Here is a 16,130-nt window from a genome sequence, read left to right as displayed (position 1 = left end):
TATTTTCCTACTCGTTAGTAGCTCAGCTCCAACATGAGTGTTTTTTCGGCCTTAACTAACCAAAACTCTGCGGAGCGCTTTGTATCAAAACCAAGCATTTTTGCCGCTTGGCTTAGTTCAACATCCAACAAATACTTTGCGCGTATTGCTCGGATGCATTCTGGTCGCAGTTTGCTGATTAACTGCCCCAGTAATTCAATTTCTTCCGGTACATTCATCATGTCACTGGAAAAGTAATTACTATGGCCTCCTCCAGTTTGCTCTGTTATTGCTTGGCGACTGAAGCCCTTACCCTGCTCTCGCTGTCGCCAATATTTGCCCCAGCGCCTCAAGGCACTGCGAATTTGTTTAATGGTTATTTGTGTCGCAATCATTGAGCTTTCCTATTACTTCTATAATATCGAGTGAGTAAACGTCTTCCACTAGACCCACCACATCGTTCCACTTTGGGCTATATTCCCTATTTTCCCATCGCCTCAGCGTTCGCTCTTCAATGCCATAATTGGCGGCTGACTCCGCTTGAGTGAAACCACGCATACGCCTTGCAAAACGGAGAATTTCCGCGCCAAGCGGTGTTCGTTTATCTTTAAAAATTCTGTTTGATGAGTAACTTGACTGTGTCATTGCGATCCTTACTGATTGTGCAGTTAAGCTTCGTGGTGATATGGAGTTATGTTCAGCTTACAGTGAGTGATCGGAGCCATAAGCTGTGAAGTTATCTATGACTAGATTGTGAAGTGATTAGGTAAATCACCTTTTTCAGTCTCCCCCTTTTTAAAGGCGGTATTCATACTCATACAGGCGATGAGTGTTTCTTTGTTGCTCTGAATAGTATTAAGGAAGTTAACAGCTTTCCTTCATAGCTTTGCTGAGCATAGGTAAATAATACCTTTTTTTAGGCGCTCCAACAGGTCAAAAATGCCCTAACAATAAAGACTTAAAAAAAATGTGTATTTTCATACAAAAAAAGATGATGCTCTGGGTTTCATTTTATTTTCATATGTAAACGAAGTTAAATAGAAAATCTATTGCTAAAAAACGCGAGTAACTGGTGGTTTTATATACCGCAACTGAGTTGAGAGCAAAAAACAATCAATTATTCGGCGTAACTAAATCAAAGCTTATTTAGTGAATCTGATCACTTACGTTGAATGCGCCGTAAGTTGTAACTACAATAGCGGAAATAAAAAATAAGTCGGACTATATTCATGGCTCAATATATTTATACAATGTCGCGGGTGAGCAAAGTTGTGCCACCAAAGCGTACTATTCTTAAAGATATCTCTTTGTGTTTTTTCCCAGGTGCAAAAATTGGTGTACTTGGTCTAAACGGCGCGGGTAAGTCAACGTTACTGCGCATTATGGCAGGCGTTGATACAGAGTTTGAAGGTGAGGCACGCCCACAACCTGGCACAAAAATTGGCTACCTACCACAGGAGCCTGTGTTAGATGAAAGCAAAACCGTACGTGAAACCATTGAAGAAGCAGTAAGTGAAGTAAAAAATGCACTCACTCGTTTAGACGAAGTCTATGCGGAGTACGCGATGGACGGTGCTGATTTTGACGCACTTGCAAAAGAGCAAGGCGAATTAGAAGCCATTATCCAAGCACATGATGGTCATAACCTAGACAACGCACTTGAGCGTGCAGCTGACGCACTGCGTTTACCTGAGTGGGACGCCAAGATAGAACACCTCTCTGGTGGTGAAAGACGCCGAGTTGCAATTTGTCGTCTATTACTTGAAAAGCCAGATATGCTGCTACTGGACGAACCGACCAACCACCTTGATGCTGAGTCTGTGGCTTGGCTTGAACGCTTCCTACATGATTACGAAGGAACAGTAGTTGCAATCACCCACGACCGTTACTTCCTAGATAACGTTGCTGGCTGGATCTTGGAACTAGACCGTGGCCATGGTATTCCATGGGAAGGTAACTATACGTCTTGGCTTGAACAAAAAGATGCACGTCTTAAACAAGAAGAAAAATCTGAAAAGGCACGTCAAAAATCAATCGAGAAAGAGCTTGAGTGGGTGCGCTCAAACCCTAAAGGTCGTCAGGCAAAATCAAAAGCGCGTATGGCACAGTTTACTGAGCTACAGCAGTCTGATTACCAAAAACGTAATGAGACCAACGAGCTATTTATTCCACCTGGTCCTCGCTTGGGCGATCAAGTTATCGAAGTCAATAACCTGAAAAAAGGCTTTGGCGATCGTGTCTTAATCGATGATTTAAGCTTCGCAATGCCAAAAGGTGCGATTGTCGGTATTATCGGTGCCAATGGTGCGGGTAAATCAACACTATTTAGAATGTTAAGTGGTGAAGAGCAACCAGATAGCGGTGAGATCAAACTCGGTGACACGGTTGAGCTGGCTACTGTTGAGCAGTTCCGTGACAATATGGATGATGGCAATACCGTTTTCCAAGAGATTTCCAATGGCCAAGATATTTTAAAGATCGGCAATTTCGAAATCCCAAGCCGCGCCTATGTGGGCCGCTTTAACTTCAAAGGCAATGACCAGCAAAAATTCGTCAAAGACCTTTCTGGTGGTGAGCGCAACCGCTTACATTTAGCCAAGCTACTTAAAGCGGGTGGTAACGTTATCCTACTGGATGAGCCAACCAATGACCTTGACGTAGAAACGCTTCGTGCACTAGAAAATGCAATTTTAGAGTTCCCAGGCTGTGTCATGTGTATCTCGCACGACCGTTGGTTCCTTGACCGCATCGCGACGCATATCCTAGATTACCGTGACGAAGGGAAGATTAATTTCTTCGATGGTAACTACACAGAATACGAAGAGTGGTTAAAGAAAACATTTGGTGCAGAGGCTGCTGAGCCTAAACGCATCAAATACAAAAAAATTGGTTAAGTCTATACACAATTAATTTAAAAGCCCTGAAAAATTTCAGGGCTTTTTTATAGCTGGTTAGTCAGCCAAAAAATGACTAAACTTGAACTATCAATATGACGAGATCGACTTATGACAGAACGCAGAAAGTTTTCCAGAATCTTATTTTCTAATACCGCCTTTTTAATGACGACAACAGGCGATTATCAGTGCGAGATTATAGATTTGTCCTTAAATGGCGCTCTTATTACATTACCAACCGGGCTTTCGCCACTGAAGGGACAGCCAGCGAGCTTAAAATTTAATTTACCCGGCAGTGAGATAGAGATAAACATGGAAGTCGAAATTCGCCACATTGAAGAAGCACATTTAGGGCTGCATTGTGCTCAGATAGATATCGACAGTGTAACCCATCTCAAACGTTTGATAGAATTAAACATTGGAGACGATGATATTCTCCACAGAGAACTAGAACATTTACTACTTCACGAATAATAAAATAATAGGTTAATACAATAATGATTTTGGAATCTTTACAGGGATTTATTCCATTTATTTTATATTTTTTAATTGGCTATTTGCTAATACTATCCTTTTTATACGTTTATACGAAAATCACGCCTCATTGCGAATGGAAACTAGTTAAAGAGGACAACCCCTCAGCTGCCGCAGCTTTCGGTGGTACACTTATTGGATTTACATTGCCAATCGCCAGCGCTGCAGTCAATGCTGTGTCACTGGTAGATTTTGCGATTTGGGGCATTATTGCCGGTGTGATGCAGTTGCTTACTTTCTTTTTAGTACGACTTTATATGCCGAAGTTGTCGGAGAAAATAGAAAATAATCATATTAGCGCAGGCCTGTTCTTAGGTGGAGCATCATTGGCTACGGGCATTCTCAATGCAGCCTGCATGACCTACTAAGGAGTGAGTATGAAACGCAGTAAGCAAATCAAACTCACCCTAATGATGGGCACTTCGGCTGGTTTGATCGGGTGCTCAGATTCTGAAGAGTCAGCATTGCTTTTTAAAGATGTAGATGAGTGTACTTCGTTTGGTGTAGAAACTGCATCGTGTCTATTTCATTACGAACAAGCACAAGATCAGCATTTATCTGAAGCACCTCGTTATGCCACTGAGCAGCTGTGCGAGAGCGATTTTGGCTATGAGCGCTGTGAAAATAATGGCGGCTTATGGCGACCAGTCATGGCAGGTTTTATGGTTGCACTGCTCGCTGAAGCGGTTGATGAAGGCCTCGACGCGATGAAAAAGCGCAAGAAAAGGAAAGCCGCTTTTTTAAGTGGCAAATACTATTCAGGTGCGAAACCTCTCTATCGCAGTAAAGATGACTTTTTTAAGTATCGTAATGCGCAAAACAGTGTCGTCGCCAGTGTTAACTCTGCGGGTACCACCACAGTCAAAAGCAAAATAGTTAACTATAAGCCAAAACCGAGCAAAACAATCACACGCACCAAAAGTCGCGGTGGATTTGGTCGCAGTGCCAGTTCAAAAAGTTGGGGCGGTTAAAGCCCCCTTTACAACATCATAAATTACCATGATTAGAGTTCCTATTAAGCCAAGAGCTGACTGGCAAGCCCAAGCCAATGCCCTTGGTTTTAAATTTCATACCATGCACGGCGCTCCTTATTGGGACGAAAGCGCGTATTACCAATTCACCCTCTCACAAATTGAACGAGATATCGAACAACCAACGCAAGAGTTGCATGACATGCTGTTATACCTTGTAGGCAAGATATGTGATGATGACGAATTAATGCGGCGATTTGCTATCCCTGAGCCCTACTGGCAGATGATAAGACGTTCATGGCTGCGCAAAGATCCCCACCTATATGGACGTTTCGACTTTTGTTATGATGGCGTTTCAGCAGCTAAACTCTTAGAAGCAAACTATGATACGCCTACTTCTCTATTTGAATCAGCATACTGGCAATGGATGTGGTTAGAACAGCAGGTAAATACTGGCGTACTTCCACCGCACAGCGACCAATTTAATAGTATTCAAGAGCAGTTGATTGCGCGGTTTTTACATATTCACAAATTTAACCGCACTAAAACACTGCACTTTAGTTGCTGTAAAGAGACAGAGGAAGATAAAGGCACCGTCGACTATCTAAGAAGCTGTGCGCTAGAAGCTGGCATTCCCTGTCAATTTACCTTTATCGAAGATATTGGCATCAATACTTTGCAGCAATTTGTTGACTTGAATGACAAGCAAATAGACTGGTGCTTTAAGCTCTACCCGTGGGAGTTTATGTTTGATGACGAGTACGGCCAGTCGCTCAACAACATGTCTACACAATGGTTAGAACCAGCATGGAAGTCACTGCTCTCAAACAAAGCCATCTTAGCGCTACTGTGGCAATACTTTCCAAATCACCCCAATTTGTTGCCCGCATATTTTGACGATCAAAAACACTTGCTCGATACAAGCACAGGTATAGTAAAAAAGCCTATTTTCTCTCGTGAGGGGGCAAGTATAGAAATCATCAAAGAAGGTAAACTACTCGCCAAATCGAATGGAGAGTATGGTGAAGAGGGCTTTATCTACCAAGCATTTAAAGCACTGCCTAAATTTGCCAATGAACATGTTGTGTTAGGAAGCTGGGTGGTCGGTAATAGTCCTGCCGGTATGGGATTACGTGCAGATCCTAGCCTTATCACGCAAGACCTCAGCCGCTTTGTGCCACACATTATTTTGGCTTAAAAAAAGCAGCCTATCGGCTGCTTTTCAATTTAAGACTTTTTCTGATAAATGATCCCAGGATTACACCTGAGCATTTCAAAATCATCACTTAACCCTGCCATTGACTCCGAAGCGCCTAAAAATAAGTAACCATTTGGGTTTAATGCTTGTGCAAACTGAGAAATAATTTTTGCTTTTACCTCAGGCGAGAAGTAAATAAGCACATTTCGGCAGAATATCACATCAAACTTGCCCAGTAAGGCATAGGAGTCCAACAAATTCAAATGACGGAAATTTACCATTTTTCGGATCGGATCAACGACCCTGGCCATGCCATTGCCACTATCAATAAAGAACTTTTTGCGTCTCTCTGGCGACAAACCACGGGCCAATGCCAATGCGTCATACTCTGCATTTTTACACATATCCAACATAGTATTAGAGATATCTGTACCCACCACCTGCGCCCCCATTTTCATAGCGCCAGGGTTCTGGGATTGATATTCACTCGTTGACATGGCGATTGAATACGGCTCCTGCCCTGACGAGCTGGCCGCTGACCAGATTTTAACAGGTCTACGTAAATCTTTAAATTCTGGATAAATTTTCTTTTTTAGTAACTCAAACGGATACTGGTCTCTAAACCACAGCGTCTCGTTTGTCGTCATTGCATCGACAACTGCAGCACGCAATTGCCTTTCATGCGGGCTCAGGGTTTTTGTCACTAGCGATGATAACGAGTCGACATTAAATCGAGACATCAAAGGCGCGAGGCGGCTTTTCACCAAATAAAGCTTATTGTCACCAAGTACTATGCCACACTGCTGCTCTAAAAAGGTGCGAAACTGATCGTACTCGCTCTGCTCTAAATGTTTATTTTCCAATGTTTACCACCAGTTATTAATCACAATGGACCCACTTTTTCACTGCCGAAGCCAGTTCATCAGGGTTAAATTTAGCAATAAAGTCATCTGCACCTACTTTTTCAATCATAGCCTGATTGAATACACCACTAAGCGATGTGTGTAAGATGACATGCAAAGGTGCAAGTTTTGGATCTGCCTTGATCTCTGCGGTTAACGTATAACCATCCATTTCAGGCATTTCAACATCAGAGATAAGCAAGCCAACACGCTCTGTGATGTCATTTTGGCAATCAACTTCAGCAATCTCTTTCAATCGAATTAGCGCTTCTTTACCGTTTTTAGCCAACTCTGTTTGCACGCCCAACGGTTCAAGCGCTCGTTTGACCTGATTTCGCGCAACCGCTGAGTCATCAGCGATAAATACGATTCGCTCACCAAGATCTTTCTGCATTTCACCGTCAGCGACGATCTCTTCACTGACCTCGGTATTGATGGGGCAAATTTCATTCAAGATTTTTTCAACATCCAGAATCTCAACAAGCTCTTCTTCGATTTCTGTCACAGCCGTCACATAAGAATACCTGCCCGCACCTGATGGCGGTGGCATAATTCGCTCCCAATTCATGTTGACAATTCTTTCTACAGCACCCACTAAGAACCCTTGTACGGAGCGGTTGTACTCCGCAATGATCACAAAACAGTTCTTAATGTCTTCAATTGGAGGACCGCCCACGGCAAGAGACATGTCGATAACAGAAATAGTTTGCCCACGAATATGCGCGACACCGCGCACATATGAATTTGATTTTGGCATAGCAGTAAGAGGTGGACACTGAAGAACTTCCCTTACTTTAAAAACATTGATACCGAAGCGTTGCCGCCCCTTCAAACGAAAGAGTAATAGTTCAAGTCGGTTTTGACCCACCAACTGAGTTCGTTGGTTAACTGAGTCTAAAATACCTGCCATTTCATTCTCCTACTCAAAATACAGCTTATCGGAACAATGTTTGCTTGTTATATAGCATTCAAAGTTGCCCTTGAAGCGGTGAAGCAATTCACGCAAAATCTTTATACCTTGTTTCACCCCATAAGCATAGTCGAAACATCATGAGTTTGTTAAAAAATACAATTGCAGTTCAATTCTTTCTCATTCTGGCTTACTTTTTAGCCAAGCAGCCTGTATACGCTCAGACCTATGAGCCAAAAAAAATTCAGGAACTCGCAATAAAGTATGTCGAAGAACACAGCACTGAAGACCCCAAAGGGGTACTTAATATATCCGCGCTACCGCTTGATGCGAGGATCCCGAGTCGTCCATGCCAATCCCCTTTAGCGATATCCAGTAAGGCAAGCCCACCTTTTAATCGCCAAGTCACGGTACAAGTAAGGTGCACCGACAAAAGAACATGGGTACAGTTTGTGCATGTAAAAATCGAAACCTTGTATCCCGTTATTGTAACAACGCAACAACTTGACAAAGGGACGGTGTTACAAGCTGAAGATTTAAAGGTCGCTATGCGCCCCAAGCATTTTGTTCGCGCATCCAATATAGAAAGTATTGATATGTTAGTTGGGAGCAAAACGAAACGCCGCATACAAGCAGAAAAAGCGATTAACCTTCGTCAAATATGTATGGTATGTAAGGGTGACTCTGTCATTATTTTGGCAGGGAACAAGAATTTTGCGATTAAAACCCAAGGAATCGCCTTACAGGATGGTAACTTGGGAGAGCAAATTAGGGTTAAAAACGTAAAATCTGGAAAAACTATCAGGGCAAGAGTAAAAGATGTTGATTCCGTTGCAGTCAATATTTAAAATTTTTGCTAAAGTTAGTAGTGGAATGGTCGATAAAAAGACTGAAACAACTATTTATACGGGTCACTATTATGGTTAATAACATTAACGGTCAAAATCAGCCGAACAATGTTGCTAATAATATTAAGCAACAACGTGCTGAATTGCAAAGAAATGATGCAAATAATGCAGCAGCAAAACCTGCCGCTCAGCAAAAATCAGCAGCCGACTCTGTCAGTTTGACACCACAAGCGCAGCAATTGAAAGGGCTGCAAGACAAGGCGCAACAAGCACCAGCATTCGATAGCAAAAAAGTCGAAGAGCTTAAAAAAGCGATTGCAGAAGGAAAGTACCAAGTTGATGCTGAAAAACTCGCAAAAAACATAGCCGCATTTGAATTTGATTTGTATGGATAAAACACTTGAGCTGTGTGTTCAGCAGTTAACAACACAAATATCCTCGTTGGAAGCCTTGACCCTGCTTCTCGATGAAGAACTGACTGCGTTAAGCACCAGAAATGGAGACGGACTCAAGGACATTGCACGGCAAAAAATTACCTTTTTGAATAACATTCAAAAAACAGATAAGGAATTATCTAGTTATCCAAAAGAGTTGTTTCAAAACCCTGATGTCGCCCCTTTGACAGAGCAAATAGATTTACTTCTTATTAAATGCAAAAATCAAAATGAAGTAAATGCAAAAGCAGCACACTTGGCACATATGACAGTGCGAGAGTTAAAAGAGATCCTCATCGGTAGACCCACCTCCACTACATACACAGAAGATGGCAGTGTAGTAGAAAATGTTGGTGAGCTCGTTAAAAACTTGAAAGCTTAAACTGTTGGGTTTGTAAAAAAAGCACGGCTGAAGCCGTGCTTTTTTGTCTTGAACTAATAATAAGTAACTCTTTGAATCTTTTTAGGCTTAACTTGACCGATATACAAGTCATACACAGTCTTCATGTCCAATTCTAGCTCAGTTGTGTAAATGTCACCAACGGCATACGATTTAAGTACACGCGCACCTCTTATTACGCCTTGGACCTGACTTCGTAGACCGTCATTTTGAGCGACAACACCACGCACTGTCGTTGTTGCATTCAGTTGATGACCATACACTTGCTCTGCAAGTTCACGGTAAGCTTCCAACTTAGAAACCTTAATTGCCATCAACATTTTCTCACTGTCTGTTGTCCCTGGTTGCGCATCTAAAGGTGCATAACCAATCGCTTTTAATACAGGGTAATTATCAGGTTGCACGTGACTATATTCCACATGTTTGTCGATAATTGAACTACAGCCTGCGAGACCAACAACTACACTGATGGCTAAAACTTTGCTAACTTTAAGTAACCTACGCATACGTTACCGACTCCTAATTACATAAGTTTGCTTCTGTGCTTGATCACATGCACAAATTAAGCCAATACGATTGGCATGGGACTTGCTGAGATAGATATAAGATAGACTAAGTTTTGAAACGGTATTAAACGATGAAAAGAGCGAGTATTACAGCCATCACTGCCTGTTTGTTAAGCTTTGGTGCCAAAGCTGAATGGTTTGAAGTAACCGGGTACGCAAATGCTTATACCGCTGACCGAGCAGCTGCACGACAAGAAGCTGTGCAAGATGCAATAACACAAGCGCTGATTTTCTCTGGTGCGACTGTTTCTAGTGTGCAAACTCTGGCTGATGGTGTACTTGCTCAAGATCATATCAAAATAAAAAGCCATGGCGAAATACAAGAAATCAACCTGGTATCTGAAAATACCAAAGACGGTGTGATGAGTGTCACTCTTCACCTAGACATTTTTCCTAAACAGCAGCAATGTCCAGAAGAGTCCTTCAACAAACAGATAACCATTACGCAAAGCCAGCTTATGCAACCGCATCAAGCAAGACTTGGTCAAATTTTTGACATACATAAATCAGCCAGTGAACGTATGTATCAAACCTTGATGCAGCGTAACATGACGGTCAAACCTATCCCCTTTATTGATAAAAGTATCAATGTACGTGCTTTCTTCTCACAAAACTTCGATTACGATGATAAGCTTATCGAAAGCTTGACGGCTACCAGCAATAGCCAATATGTTTTGCTCAGCCAAATCACAGACTTGGCCAATACACAAAAGTTAAATAGTGAATATGCTTTTTGGCAAGATGATGAATACGTGAGAAGCTTTAAGATTGATTTTGCTGCCTTTGATGCAATCAGTAAAGACAAAGTATGGCAGCAACACTATAGCGTAACGGGCATTTGGCCTTATGAGAAAACCAAAATAGTCGACGTATATAGTGATACTTTTTGGCATACTGATTATGGAAAACGTATTCAAGGCGTTTTCAATAGCCTCGCTCAAGATTTAAATCAAGCATTTGCGTGTTTACCTACACGAGGACGCATACTTCATAAAGACCAAGATCAGTTGGTCATCAACCTAGGACGCGCACATGGGCTCAAGGTAGGCCAAGTACTGAGTATTGCACATCGTAGCGATGTCGCAGGCGAAAGAAATCAATTCTTTACTCGCAGTATTCAAACCATCAATCGTGTCAAAGTCACACAGGTTAACGCACAAAATGCGATTGCTACGAATATTCAAAATAGGCCAATGAATAACATTCAGATTAATGACATTGTGGAACTAATCATCACACCTGCAGAGGATTACGCTTTATAGCAGGCCTGTTATTTCGTATTGAAGAAGCATTATGGCGTCCCCGGTAGGAATCGAACCTACATCAAAGCCTTAGGAGGGCCCCGTTTTATCCATTAAACTACGGGGACACACACTTGTGTCAAAACACCATAAGCATATGTTTATGAATTACATTTATAACAGTGCTATGGTATCAATGACAAGTCATTTGAGAAAATAGATGTAATAGCGTTTAGCTATTTACTCTAATCACTCTAAAGTGAAAAACAGCCTAACTGATGACCACGGCTGTAGCCATCGTTGTCATTTGTAAGTAACTGTCGCACTTGGGTGAAGAATAAAATAGGGAATAGTGACATTGCTACTAGCAACCACTAACCTATTGTCAAAATCAAGTAGCCGAGTATTCACCTCAACACCTCGATCGCGGTAGATCATTGTTCCCGTTAACACATGACTCGGTGAGGGGCTTTTTGGTAGCCTTTTTGCATCACGCGATAAAACGAAGTCGCCATTGACTGTCACCGCAATCCCACGATGAGACTTAAAATCTAGCGCTGGATAGCCCATTTTCTGAAATTGATGGATCATGGACTCAGCCAGTTGATTACCGAGCTGATTACTCCTTCTGAGGCTTCTATCAAAGCTTACAAAACTCGTTATCGCCACGGCTCTGGGAGAAATCCCTGTCATGGAATCTGTCAACTCTAATGCGATTTGACCCGCATAATTAGCTAGCTGTTTATTATGCTCGTAGGTAACAAACCCAGGATCTGAATAGACAGCATCCGGCTGTGAATCTAACTCATTAGCCAAAGCTGCCAACTGCTGCGCTTGCTGATCTTTTACTGATTGCTGACCTTGGGGAACAATTTGTGCGTGCCGAGAGCTTTCGCACCCAGCTATAAGCGCTAAGCAGCTCAGTATCAATATACTCGTTCTCATCACCACTACCTACTTGCTCTTTCCAAGCGAATGCCATCGTGACCAATCCCATCACGAAGCGCATTGACGACAGATTGCGGTAAAAAACCTTGTGCAGTTCCAACAACAGCCTTGCTTTTTACCCCCACGATACGTGCATTAACCAACACACCACCTTGATGATTTGCCAATGTACCAGCTAGCACATAATTGAAAGTATGCTCATCTGAGAGCTCTAAAAAGTCTCGACTAAAAATGAAATCCCCCTGTTTAGTCACACGCATAAAATCTGTGGTTTTAAAGTCAACAACAGGGACCCCAAAATTATGTAATTCATGAACAAAGCTCTCAGACAACTGATTCCCGAGTAAAGAGCCATAGTTATAATCTTCATCGAGAAAAACAAAGGTCGCAACCGCAATTGGCGTTCTATCGTTCACATAACGCAGATTCCCTATCATATCTTGCATTAAGTTTTGTACATAATGGGTCACATTGCGGCTCGCCATTTGCTGTGAAACGGTCATCCCATGCATACCGCCAGGATGAACTTGAAACTGACTCTCAGAGCTGCCAAACGCGTTTTTATCCACCATATCCGCATTACCCGCATATGGCTCACTGTCCGTATTCATACAGCCAAATAACATAGGCAATAAAAGTGATAACGCATACTTTTTCATATCTTTCTCCGTTAATATTGGCTGCGGTGCAGCAAGCCATCACGCATTTGCACTTGCTCTTCTCCCCAAAGGGTTTCTTTGGGTAGGTTTATAGAAGCTGCAGATACGGTTTTGCTACTGACCATATCTATTAATCTTGCATGTATCGTAAAGGAATTAATGCTTTCACTTACGCTGCCTGTGAGGATGAGGTCAAACTTATGTCGCTCTTTAAGTTTATCAATATCGCGACTCAAAATACTGTCAGCTTCTTCTGATAAATTAATCGACTTTTGCATCCGAAATTCAACCACCTGCAACCCCATTTGTGTCAGATAGGTGATAAAACTTTCTTGCACCTGATTGCTTAGACCCGCGCCTTGATTACTTAAGGTATCGGCGCCTAATTCATTATCTTTAAAAAAGCTTGTGACTGCGACTGAAGCACCTGGCTTTAGAGGTCGACTATACTGACTAAGCTGCGTAGCCATCTCTCCCACATAGCTGTGGACACTGCGCGCTGGGGGGGCTTGTTTTTCAACCTTTTCTGATTCTGGTTGTAGCCAAGCGCTCGAACTGCAGCCAGCTAACAAGAACATAAACACCAAGATTAGAAATCGCATATTTTCATACCTCTGAATTAGTCTTTTTCAATATGCAAAAATCGAACCAGACAACAATAAAAAGCTAAGATATATACTGTGTATTGCAGTAAACTGTATTTAAAACAGCTTTTCTAAAGTTGCGATGCTTAATGAGGTTTTGGCATTGGCGCGGTATAACACTTTATTCCGCTGCCGGTAAATTTAAGGCAAGTACTTGCCGCTGCTTGGGCATCTTCTGAATAATCATAGCCAAGTAAATACTTTTTTCGCTTTTTATCCTTTACAAAAAACGGCTCAGTTGAAAACAATTGAGGAGACTTTCGTGTTAAAATGGAAACATATGCTCTCAATACCTTTAACGAACTAAACTCTCCCCCCACAGCAACATATCCATTTAAGGGCTCAACTGCCTCTACGACTAAATCGACTTCAAGTAATACATCTCCTTGGCTAGAGAGGACTACTTCGACCTTTTCGGGTTGAATAAAATTATTTTCTGAGTGTTGTTTTACCCTTGCTTGATAATTGCCCGGACGTATATCACTAAATACATAATATCCATCATATGCAGATTTCACAGTTGCTATAACCCTCTGGTTTTTATCTACAAGCTCAATTTCAGCATACGCTAGCGGTGTTTCATGACCGCCTAATTCTTTTTGGAAAGCGATACCTTCCAATTCACCAGCATGAACAACCGGGTACTCTAAATAAGCGATAAAACCTTTTCGAGGCGTAATCGAGCGGCCATCATGGGCTGCGATGTAAAAAGGATCAGGAAGTGAATCTTCATCAAGGACAATATCTGTCTGACGATTTAATGGCATATTCCCCAATAAAGCAGCGCCATTATCATCTGTAAAAGCTTGCGCAAAGCCTTGTACGGATTTAATTTTTACGCCTTTTAAAACAATGTCATTACCGTCGAATATCGCATTATTATTTTGATCTAAAAATACCTTTATCAATACAGTTCCTGAACTCGCAAGACGCCTATCAGTAATAAAAAACTCATCACTGTAGCCTTCATAACCCAAACTAAATTGACTCGTTAAACCAATTTGAAAGTCATCATTTTGGAAGTAGCTAAATTGCCCAGTTAACCTAAATTTATCATTATGCCAATTAAGGTTCGCACCAACTTCATAGCCATCATTTATAAGGGATTTCGTGTAGCTAAATTCCATATCAAACTGTTCATCAATCACCCTGCTCAACTGTATTTGGTAATCAGTAAGCCTACTCATAGGATGCACCTGATATCCAAGCCCTATACGGCTATAAGTACCATAGAACCGACCTTGCCATCGAGCAACTCCATTTATATCATGGCCCTGTTGCCCTCCAGACTGAATATAATCTAGTTGATGACTCAAAGTACCAAGCTGAGTTGCCATAGATAATACATTCGAAGCCAAAAAGTCTGTATCTTCAGAATCTCTTCGCCAATTCATTGAATTTTGATAATTTAGCCGAAAATGATTATGGTTATATATGTTTCCCGTTGCGCGCAAGACAAGCTCTTGAATATGCTGTTGGTACAAGCCGTTAGCATCCTCACCGGTTTTACTGTCTGTCACAACAGCACTCAAGGCATGCTGATTAAGCTGTGTCCTACCTTGTAGTAATAGCTGCTGTGCTCCTTGCTCATCGCGATTAAAATCAAAGTTTAATATGCCTTTATTCCATATATCAAACCCTAAACCTGCACTGAGCTGATAAACATTATCTTGTCCTTCCAACCCTAAACGTATACCTGAATATATCGATATATCATCACTAACTCCATAATCGTATCGACTCAGTATATTCCATCCTGATACACCCGAGATACTGGTAGATTCATCTAATACTGTTTTGCCGGATTCAACAATTGATGAATCAAAGTAGCCTTCACCTTTTGAAAGATGTCCTCCTGCCACATAATAAGACCGACTATCTTGCTGTACTTGACCTTGTGGCCCATACATCACCAATTCAAATTCATTACTTCCAAAGTAAAGCTCAATAGGCTCAAAAATATACAACCCTGATTGTACACTCAGTCTTTGGTCAATCATGATACCATTATGATACAGCTCCACATCCCAACCGACTTGTATCGCACCACTGATCCTAACCGTTTGTGTATCTATCTGCTTATAAAGCGGTCGATCACTCACCCTGACTCCTCGCGAATATAAGGCTCGATAGTTCCCACCTATACGAGTTTCTAATACATCGCCTACCTCCAGCTGTGTTGCTTTAATCGAACCTACATAAACCCCCTCTTCCTCTTCGCGAGTCAAATTTAAACGACTTTCACCAAGAAGTTCTCCTGAACGACCACTGAGGAAATAATTTGCATTCCAAAACGCAACATCTTGACTTCCCAGTAAAGAAATCGATGCATAGTTTTCTTTGTTGTTAGTTGTAACCAAAGAGGATTGAATATCAACCAAAGGTGGACTCCATGCTTGATAAGGTGTTTCTTTCCAAGGTAAAACAGGCGTTTGGGGGGATGAATCAGTAACAAAATGACGGTTTTGTCTCGCAATACGCATTTCAACTGGTAGCGGTTGCTCACTGTGAATCAGAATTTTCAGATCTTGATAATCTATATTGAGTTTTAATCCAAACCAATCAGCAAGTAAGACCGCTTCAACATAAAGCTCATCATGACGTTCAGAAAAATCACGTAAAGTAAGATTGGCTACTTTCTCAGATACAGAAACCTTACGCTGTGTTATATCTAGCTCGAAACGCTGCGCTTCATTAATGTACCATCCCGTATATCTCTGCCCACTATCATCTATCGCAATTGCAAAGTCTAAAGCGGAAAACAAGCTTTGCAATTCAAGTAAGACACCTTGCTCACTCTTCACTGCAAATACTTCAGAAATATAATGGTCTTTAATATACAACGAGAAGAAGAGTTCTTCCCCACTTTGGATGCGACCATCACCATAGCTGCTAACAAGCTCCGTTTTCGCTCGATCGCCAACTAGGTTAGCGAAGCAGATAGTAGGAGCGACAAAACAGAGCCCTAATAGAGCAGTAATATAACCTCTAACAAACACTTA

Annotated in this window: 18 protein-coding genes and 1 tRNA gene; 9 read left to right on the top strand and 10 right to left on the bottom strand. The window is 41.7% G+C overall.

All coding sequences use genetic code 11. From position 1 onward, the window contains the following. Window positions 1–14 precede the first annotated feature (14 nt). Together N477_RS10380 and N477_RS10375 are read right to left on the bottom strand one after the other, a co-directional pair. Window positions 15–374, bottom strand: a complete 360-nt coding sequence (locus N477_RS10380; RefSeq protein WP_063360350.1) for a hypothetical protein — start codon at window positions 372–374, stop codon at window positions 15–17. Continuing rightward, window positions 349–624, bottom strand: a complete 276-nt coding sequence (locus tag N477_RS10375; protein WP_063360351.1) for a helix-turn-helix domain-containing protein — start codon at window positions 622–624, stop codon at window positions 349–351. Before N477_RS10375 ends, N477_RS10380 begins: the two co-directional genes overlap by 26 nt. Window positions 625–1,208: 584 nt before the next feature. Between N477_RS10375 and ettA the strand changes: the two genes are divergently transcribed. The 5 genes from ettA to N477_RS10350 all read left to right on the top strand — a co-directional run bounded on the left by ettA (window position 1,209) and on the right by N477_RS10350 (window position 5,576). Beyond that, entirely contained in the window at window positions 1,209–2,873 is a 1,665-nt protein-coding gene (ettA, locus tag N477_RS10370; protein WP_063360352.1) for an energy-dependent translational throttle protein EttA, read from the top strand. Between the two features lie 111 nt (window positions 2,874–2,984). Next, entirely contained in the window at window positions 2,985–3,347 is a 363-nt protein-coding gene (locus N477_RS10365) for a PilZ domain-containing protein (protein ID WP_063360353.1), read from the top strand. A 23-nt stretch (window positions 3,348–3,370) separates the two neighbouring features. Then, complete coding sequence (locus N477_RS10360; protein ID WP_063360354.1) at window positions 3,371–3,775, top strand: DUF350 domain-containing protein; 405 nt, start codon at window positions 3,371–3,373, stop codon at window positions 3,773–3,775. 9 nt (window positions 3,776–3,784) lie between these two features. Then, window positions 3,785–4,378 carry a DUF1190 domain-containing protein gene (locus N477_RS10355; RefSeq protein WP_063360355.1) on the top strand — a complete coding sequence of 198 codons (594 nt, stop codon included), beginning with the start codon at window positions 3,785–3,787 and terminating at the stop codon, window positions 4,376–4,378. Window positions 4,379–4,406: 28 nt separating this feature from the next. Next, on the top strand, window positions 4,407–5,576 hold the full coding sequence (locus N477_RS10350; RefSeq protein ID WP_063360356.1) for a glutathionylspermidine synthase family protein: 1,170 nt from the start codon (window positions 4,407–4,409) through the stop codon (window positions 5,574–5,576). A 29-nt stretch (window positions 5,577–5,605) separates the two neighbouring features. Here the strand turns inward: N477_RS10350 and N477_RS10345 are convergent, their stop codons facing one another. Beyond that, on the bottom strand, window positions 5,606–6,439 hold the full coding sequence (locus N477_RS10345) for a CheR family methyltransferase (RefSeq protein ID WP_063360357.1): 834 nt from the start codon (window positions 6,437–6,439) through the stop codon (window positions 5,606–5,608). A gap of 16 nt (window positions 6,440–6,455) precedes the next feature. Beyond that, the gene (locus N477_RS10340) at window positions 6,456–7,388 is read right to left on the bottom strand and encodes a chemotaxis protein CheV (RefSeq protein ID WP_039608536.1); all 933 of its coding nucleotides are present in this window, start codon (window positions 7,386–7,388) and stop codon (window positions 6,456–6,458) included. 140 nt (window positions 7,389–7,528) lie between these two features. Between N477_RS10340 and flgA the strand changes: the two genes are divergently transcribed. The 3 genes from flgA (at window position 7,529) to flgN (ending at window position 9,052) form a co-directional block, all read left to right on the top strand. Further along, the gene (gene flgA, locus N477_RS10335) at window positions 7,529–8,236 is read left to right on the top strand and encodes a flagellar basal body P-ring formation chaperone FlgA (protein WP_063360358.1); all 708 of its coding nucleotides are present in this window, start codon (window positions 7,529–7,531) and stop codon (window positions 8,234–8,236) included. A 71-nt stretch (window positions 8,237–8,307) separates the two neighbouring features. After that, on the top strand, window positions 8,308–8,631 hold the full coding sequence (gene flgM, locus N477_RS10330) for a flagellar biosynthesis anti-sigma factor FlgM (protein ID WP_063360359.1): 324 nt from the start codon (window positions 8,308–8,310) through the stop codon (window positions 8,629–8,631). Beyond that, the gene (flgN, locus tag N477_RS10325) at window positions 8,624–9,052 is read left to right on the top strand and encodes a flagellar export chaperone FlgN (RefSeq protein WP_063360360.1); all 429 of its coding nucleotides are present in this window, start codon (window positions 8,624–8,626) and stop codon (window positions 9,050–9,052) included. The genes flgM and flgN overlap by 8 nt, the downstream gene beginning before the upstream one ends. A 53-nt stretch (window positions 9,053–9,105) precedes the next feature. On the opposite strand, the gene N477_RS10320 is transcribed toward flgN, so the two are convergent. Beyond that, window positions 9,106–9,576, bottom strand: coding sequence for an LPP20 family lipoprotein (locus N477_RS10320; RefSeq protein WP_063360361.1), 471 nt, complete (start codon window positions 9,574–9,576; stop codon window positions 9,106–9,108). Between the two features lie 131 nt (window positions 9,577–9,707). Between N477_RS10320 and N477_RS10315 the strand changes: the two genes are divergently transcribed. Beyond that, on the top strand, window positions 9,708–10,898 hold the full coding sequence (locus N477_RS10315; RefSeq protein ID WP_063360362.1) for a flagellar assembly protein T N-terminal domain-containing protein: 1,191 nt from the start codon (window positions 9,708–9,710) through the stop codon (window positions 10,896–10,898). 32 nt (window positions 10,899–10,930) lie between these two features. Here N477_RS10315 and N477_RS10310 read toward each other — a convergent pair. The 5 genes from N477_RS10310 to N477_RS10290 form a co-directional block, all read right to left on the bottom strand. Further along, window positions 10,931–11,005 (bottom strand) — tRNA-Arg (locus tag N477_RS10310). Window positions 11,006–11,180: 175 nt separating this feature from the next. Next, the gene (locus N477_RS10305) at window positions 11,181–11,822 is read right to left on the bottom strand and encodes a FlgO family outer membrane protein (RefSeq protein WP_063360363.1); all 642 of its coding nucleotides are present in this window, start codon (window positions 11,820–11,822) and stop codon (window positions 11,181–11,183) included. A gap of 5 nt (window positions 11,823–11,827) precedes the next feature. Continuing rightward, window positions 11,828–12,484 (bottom strand): FlgO family outer membrane protein, encoded by a 657-nt coding sequence (locus tag N477_RS10300; RefSeq protein ID WP_063360364.1) that lies wholly within the window; start codon window positions 12,482–12,484, stop codon window positions 11,828–11,830. A gap of 11 nt (window positions 12,485–12,495) precedes the next feature. Beyond that, the gene (locus tag N477_RS10295) at window positions 12,496–13,086 is read right to left on the bottom strand and encodes a FlgO family outer membrane protein (protein ID WP_063360365.1); all 591 of its coding nucleotides are present in this window, start codon (window positions 13,084–13,086) and stop codon (window positions 12,496–12,498) included. Window positions 13,087–13,214: 128 nt separating this feature from the next. Beyond that, window positions 13,215–16,127, bottom strand: a complete 2,913-nt coding sequence (locus N477_RS10290; protein ID WP_063360366.1) for a SpaA isopeptide-forming pilin-related protein — start codon at window positions 16,125–16,127, stop codon at window positions 13,215–13,217. Between the last annotated feature and the right edge of the window lie 3 nt (window positions 16,128–16,130).

Origin of the sequence: Pseudoalteromonas luteoviolacea H33-S (assembly GCF_001625695.1) — a bacterium.
Lineage (GTDB): Bacteria > Pseudomonadota > Gammaproteobacteria > Enterobacterales > Alteromonadaceae > Pseudoalteromonas > Pseudoalteromonas luteoviolacea_B.
The sequence above is the reverse complement of the archived record's forward strand: the minus strand, read 5'-3'. Positions and strand labels throughout refer to the sequence as shown.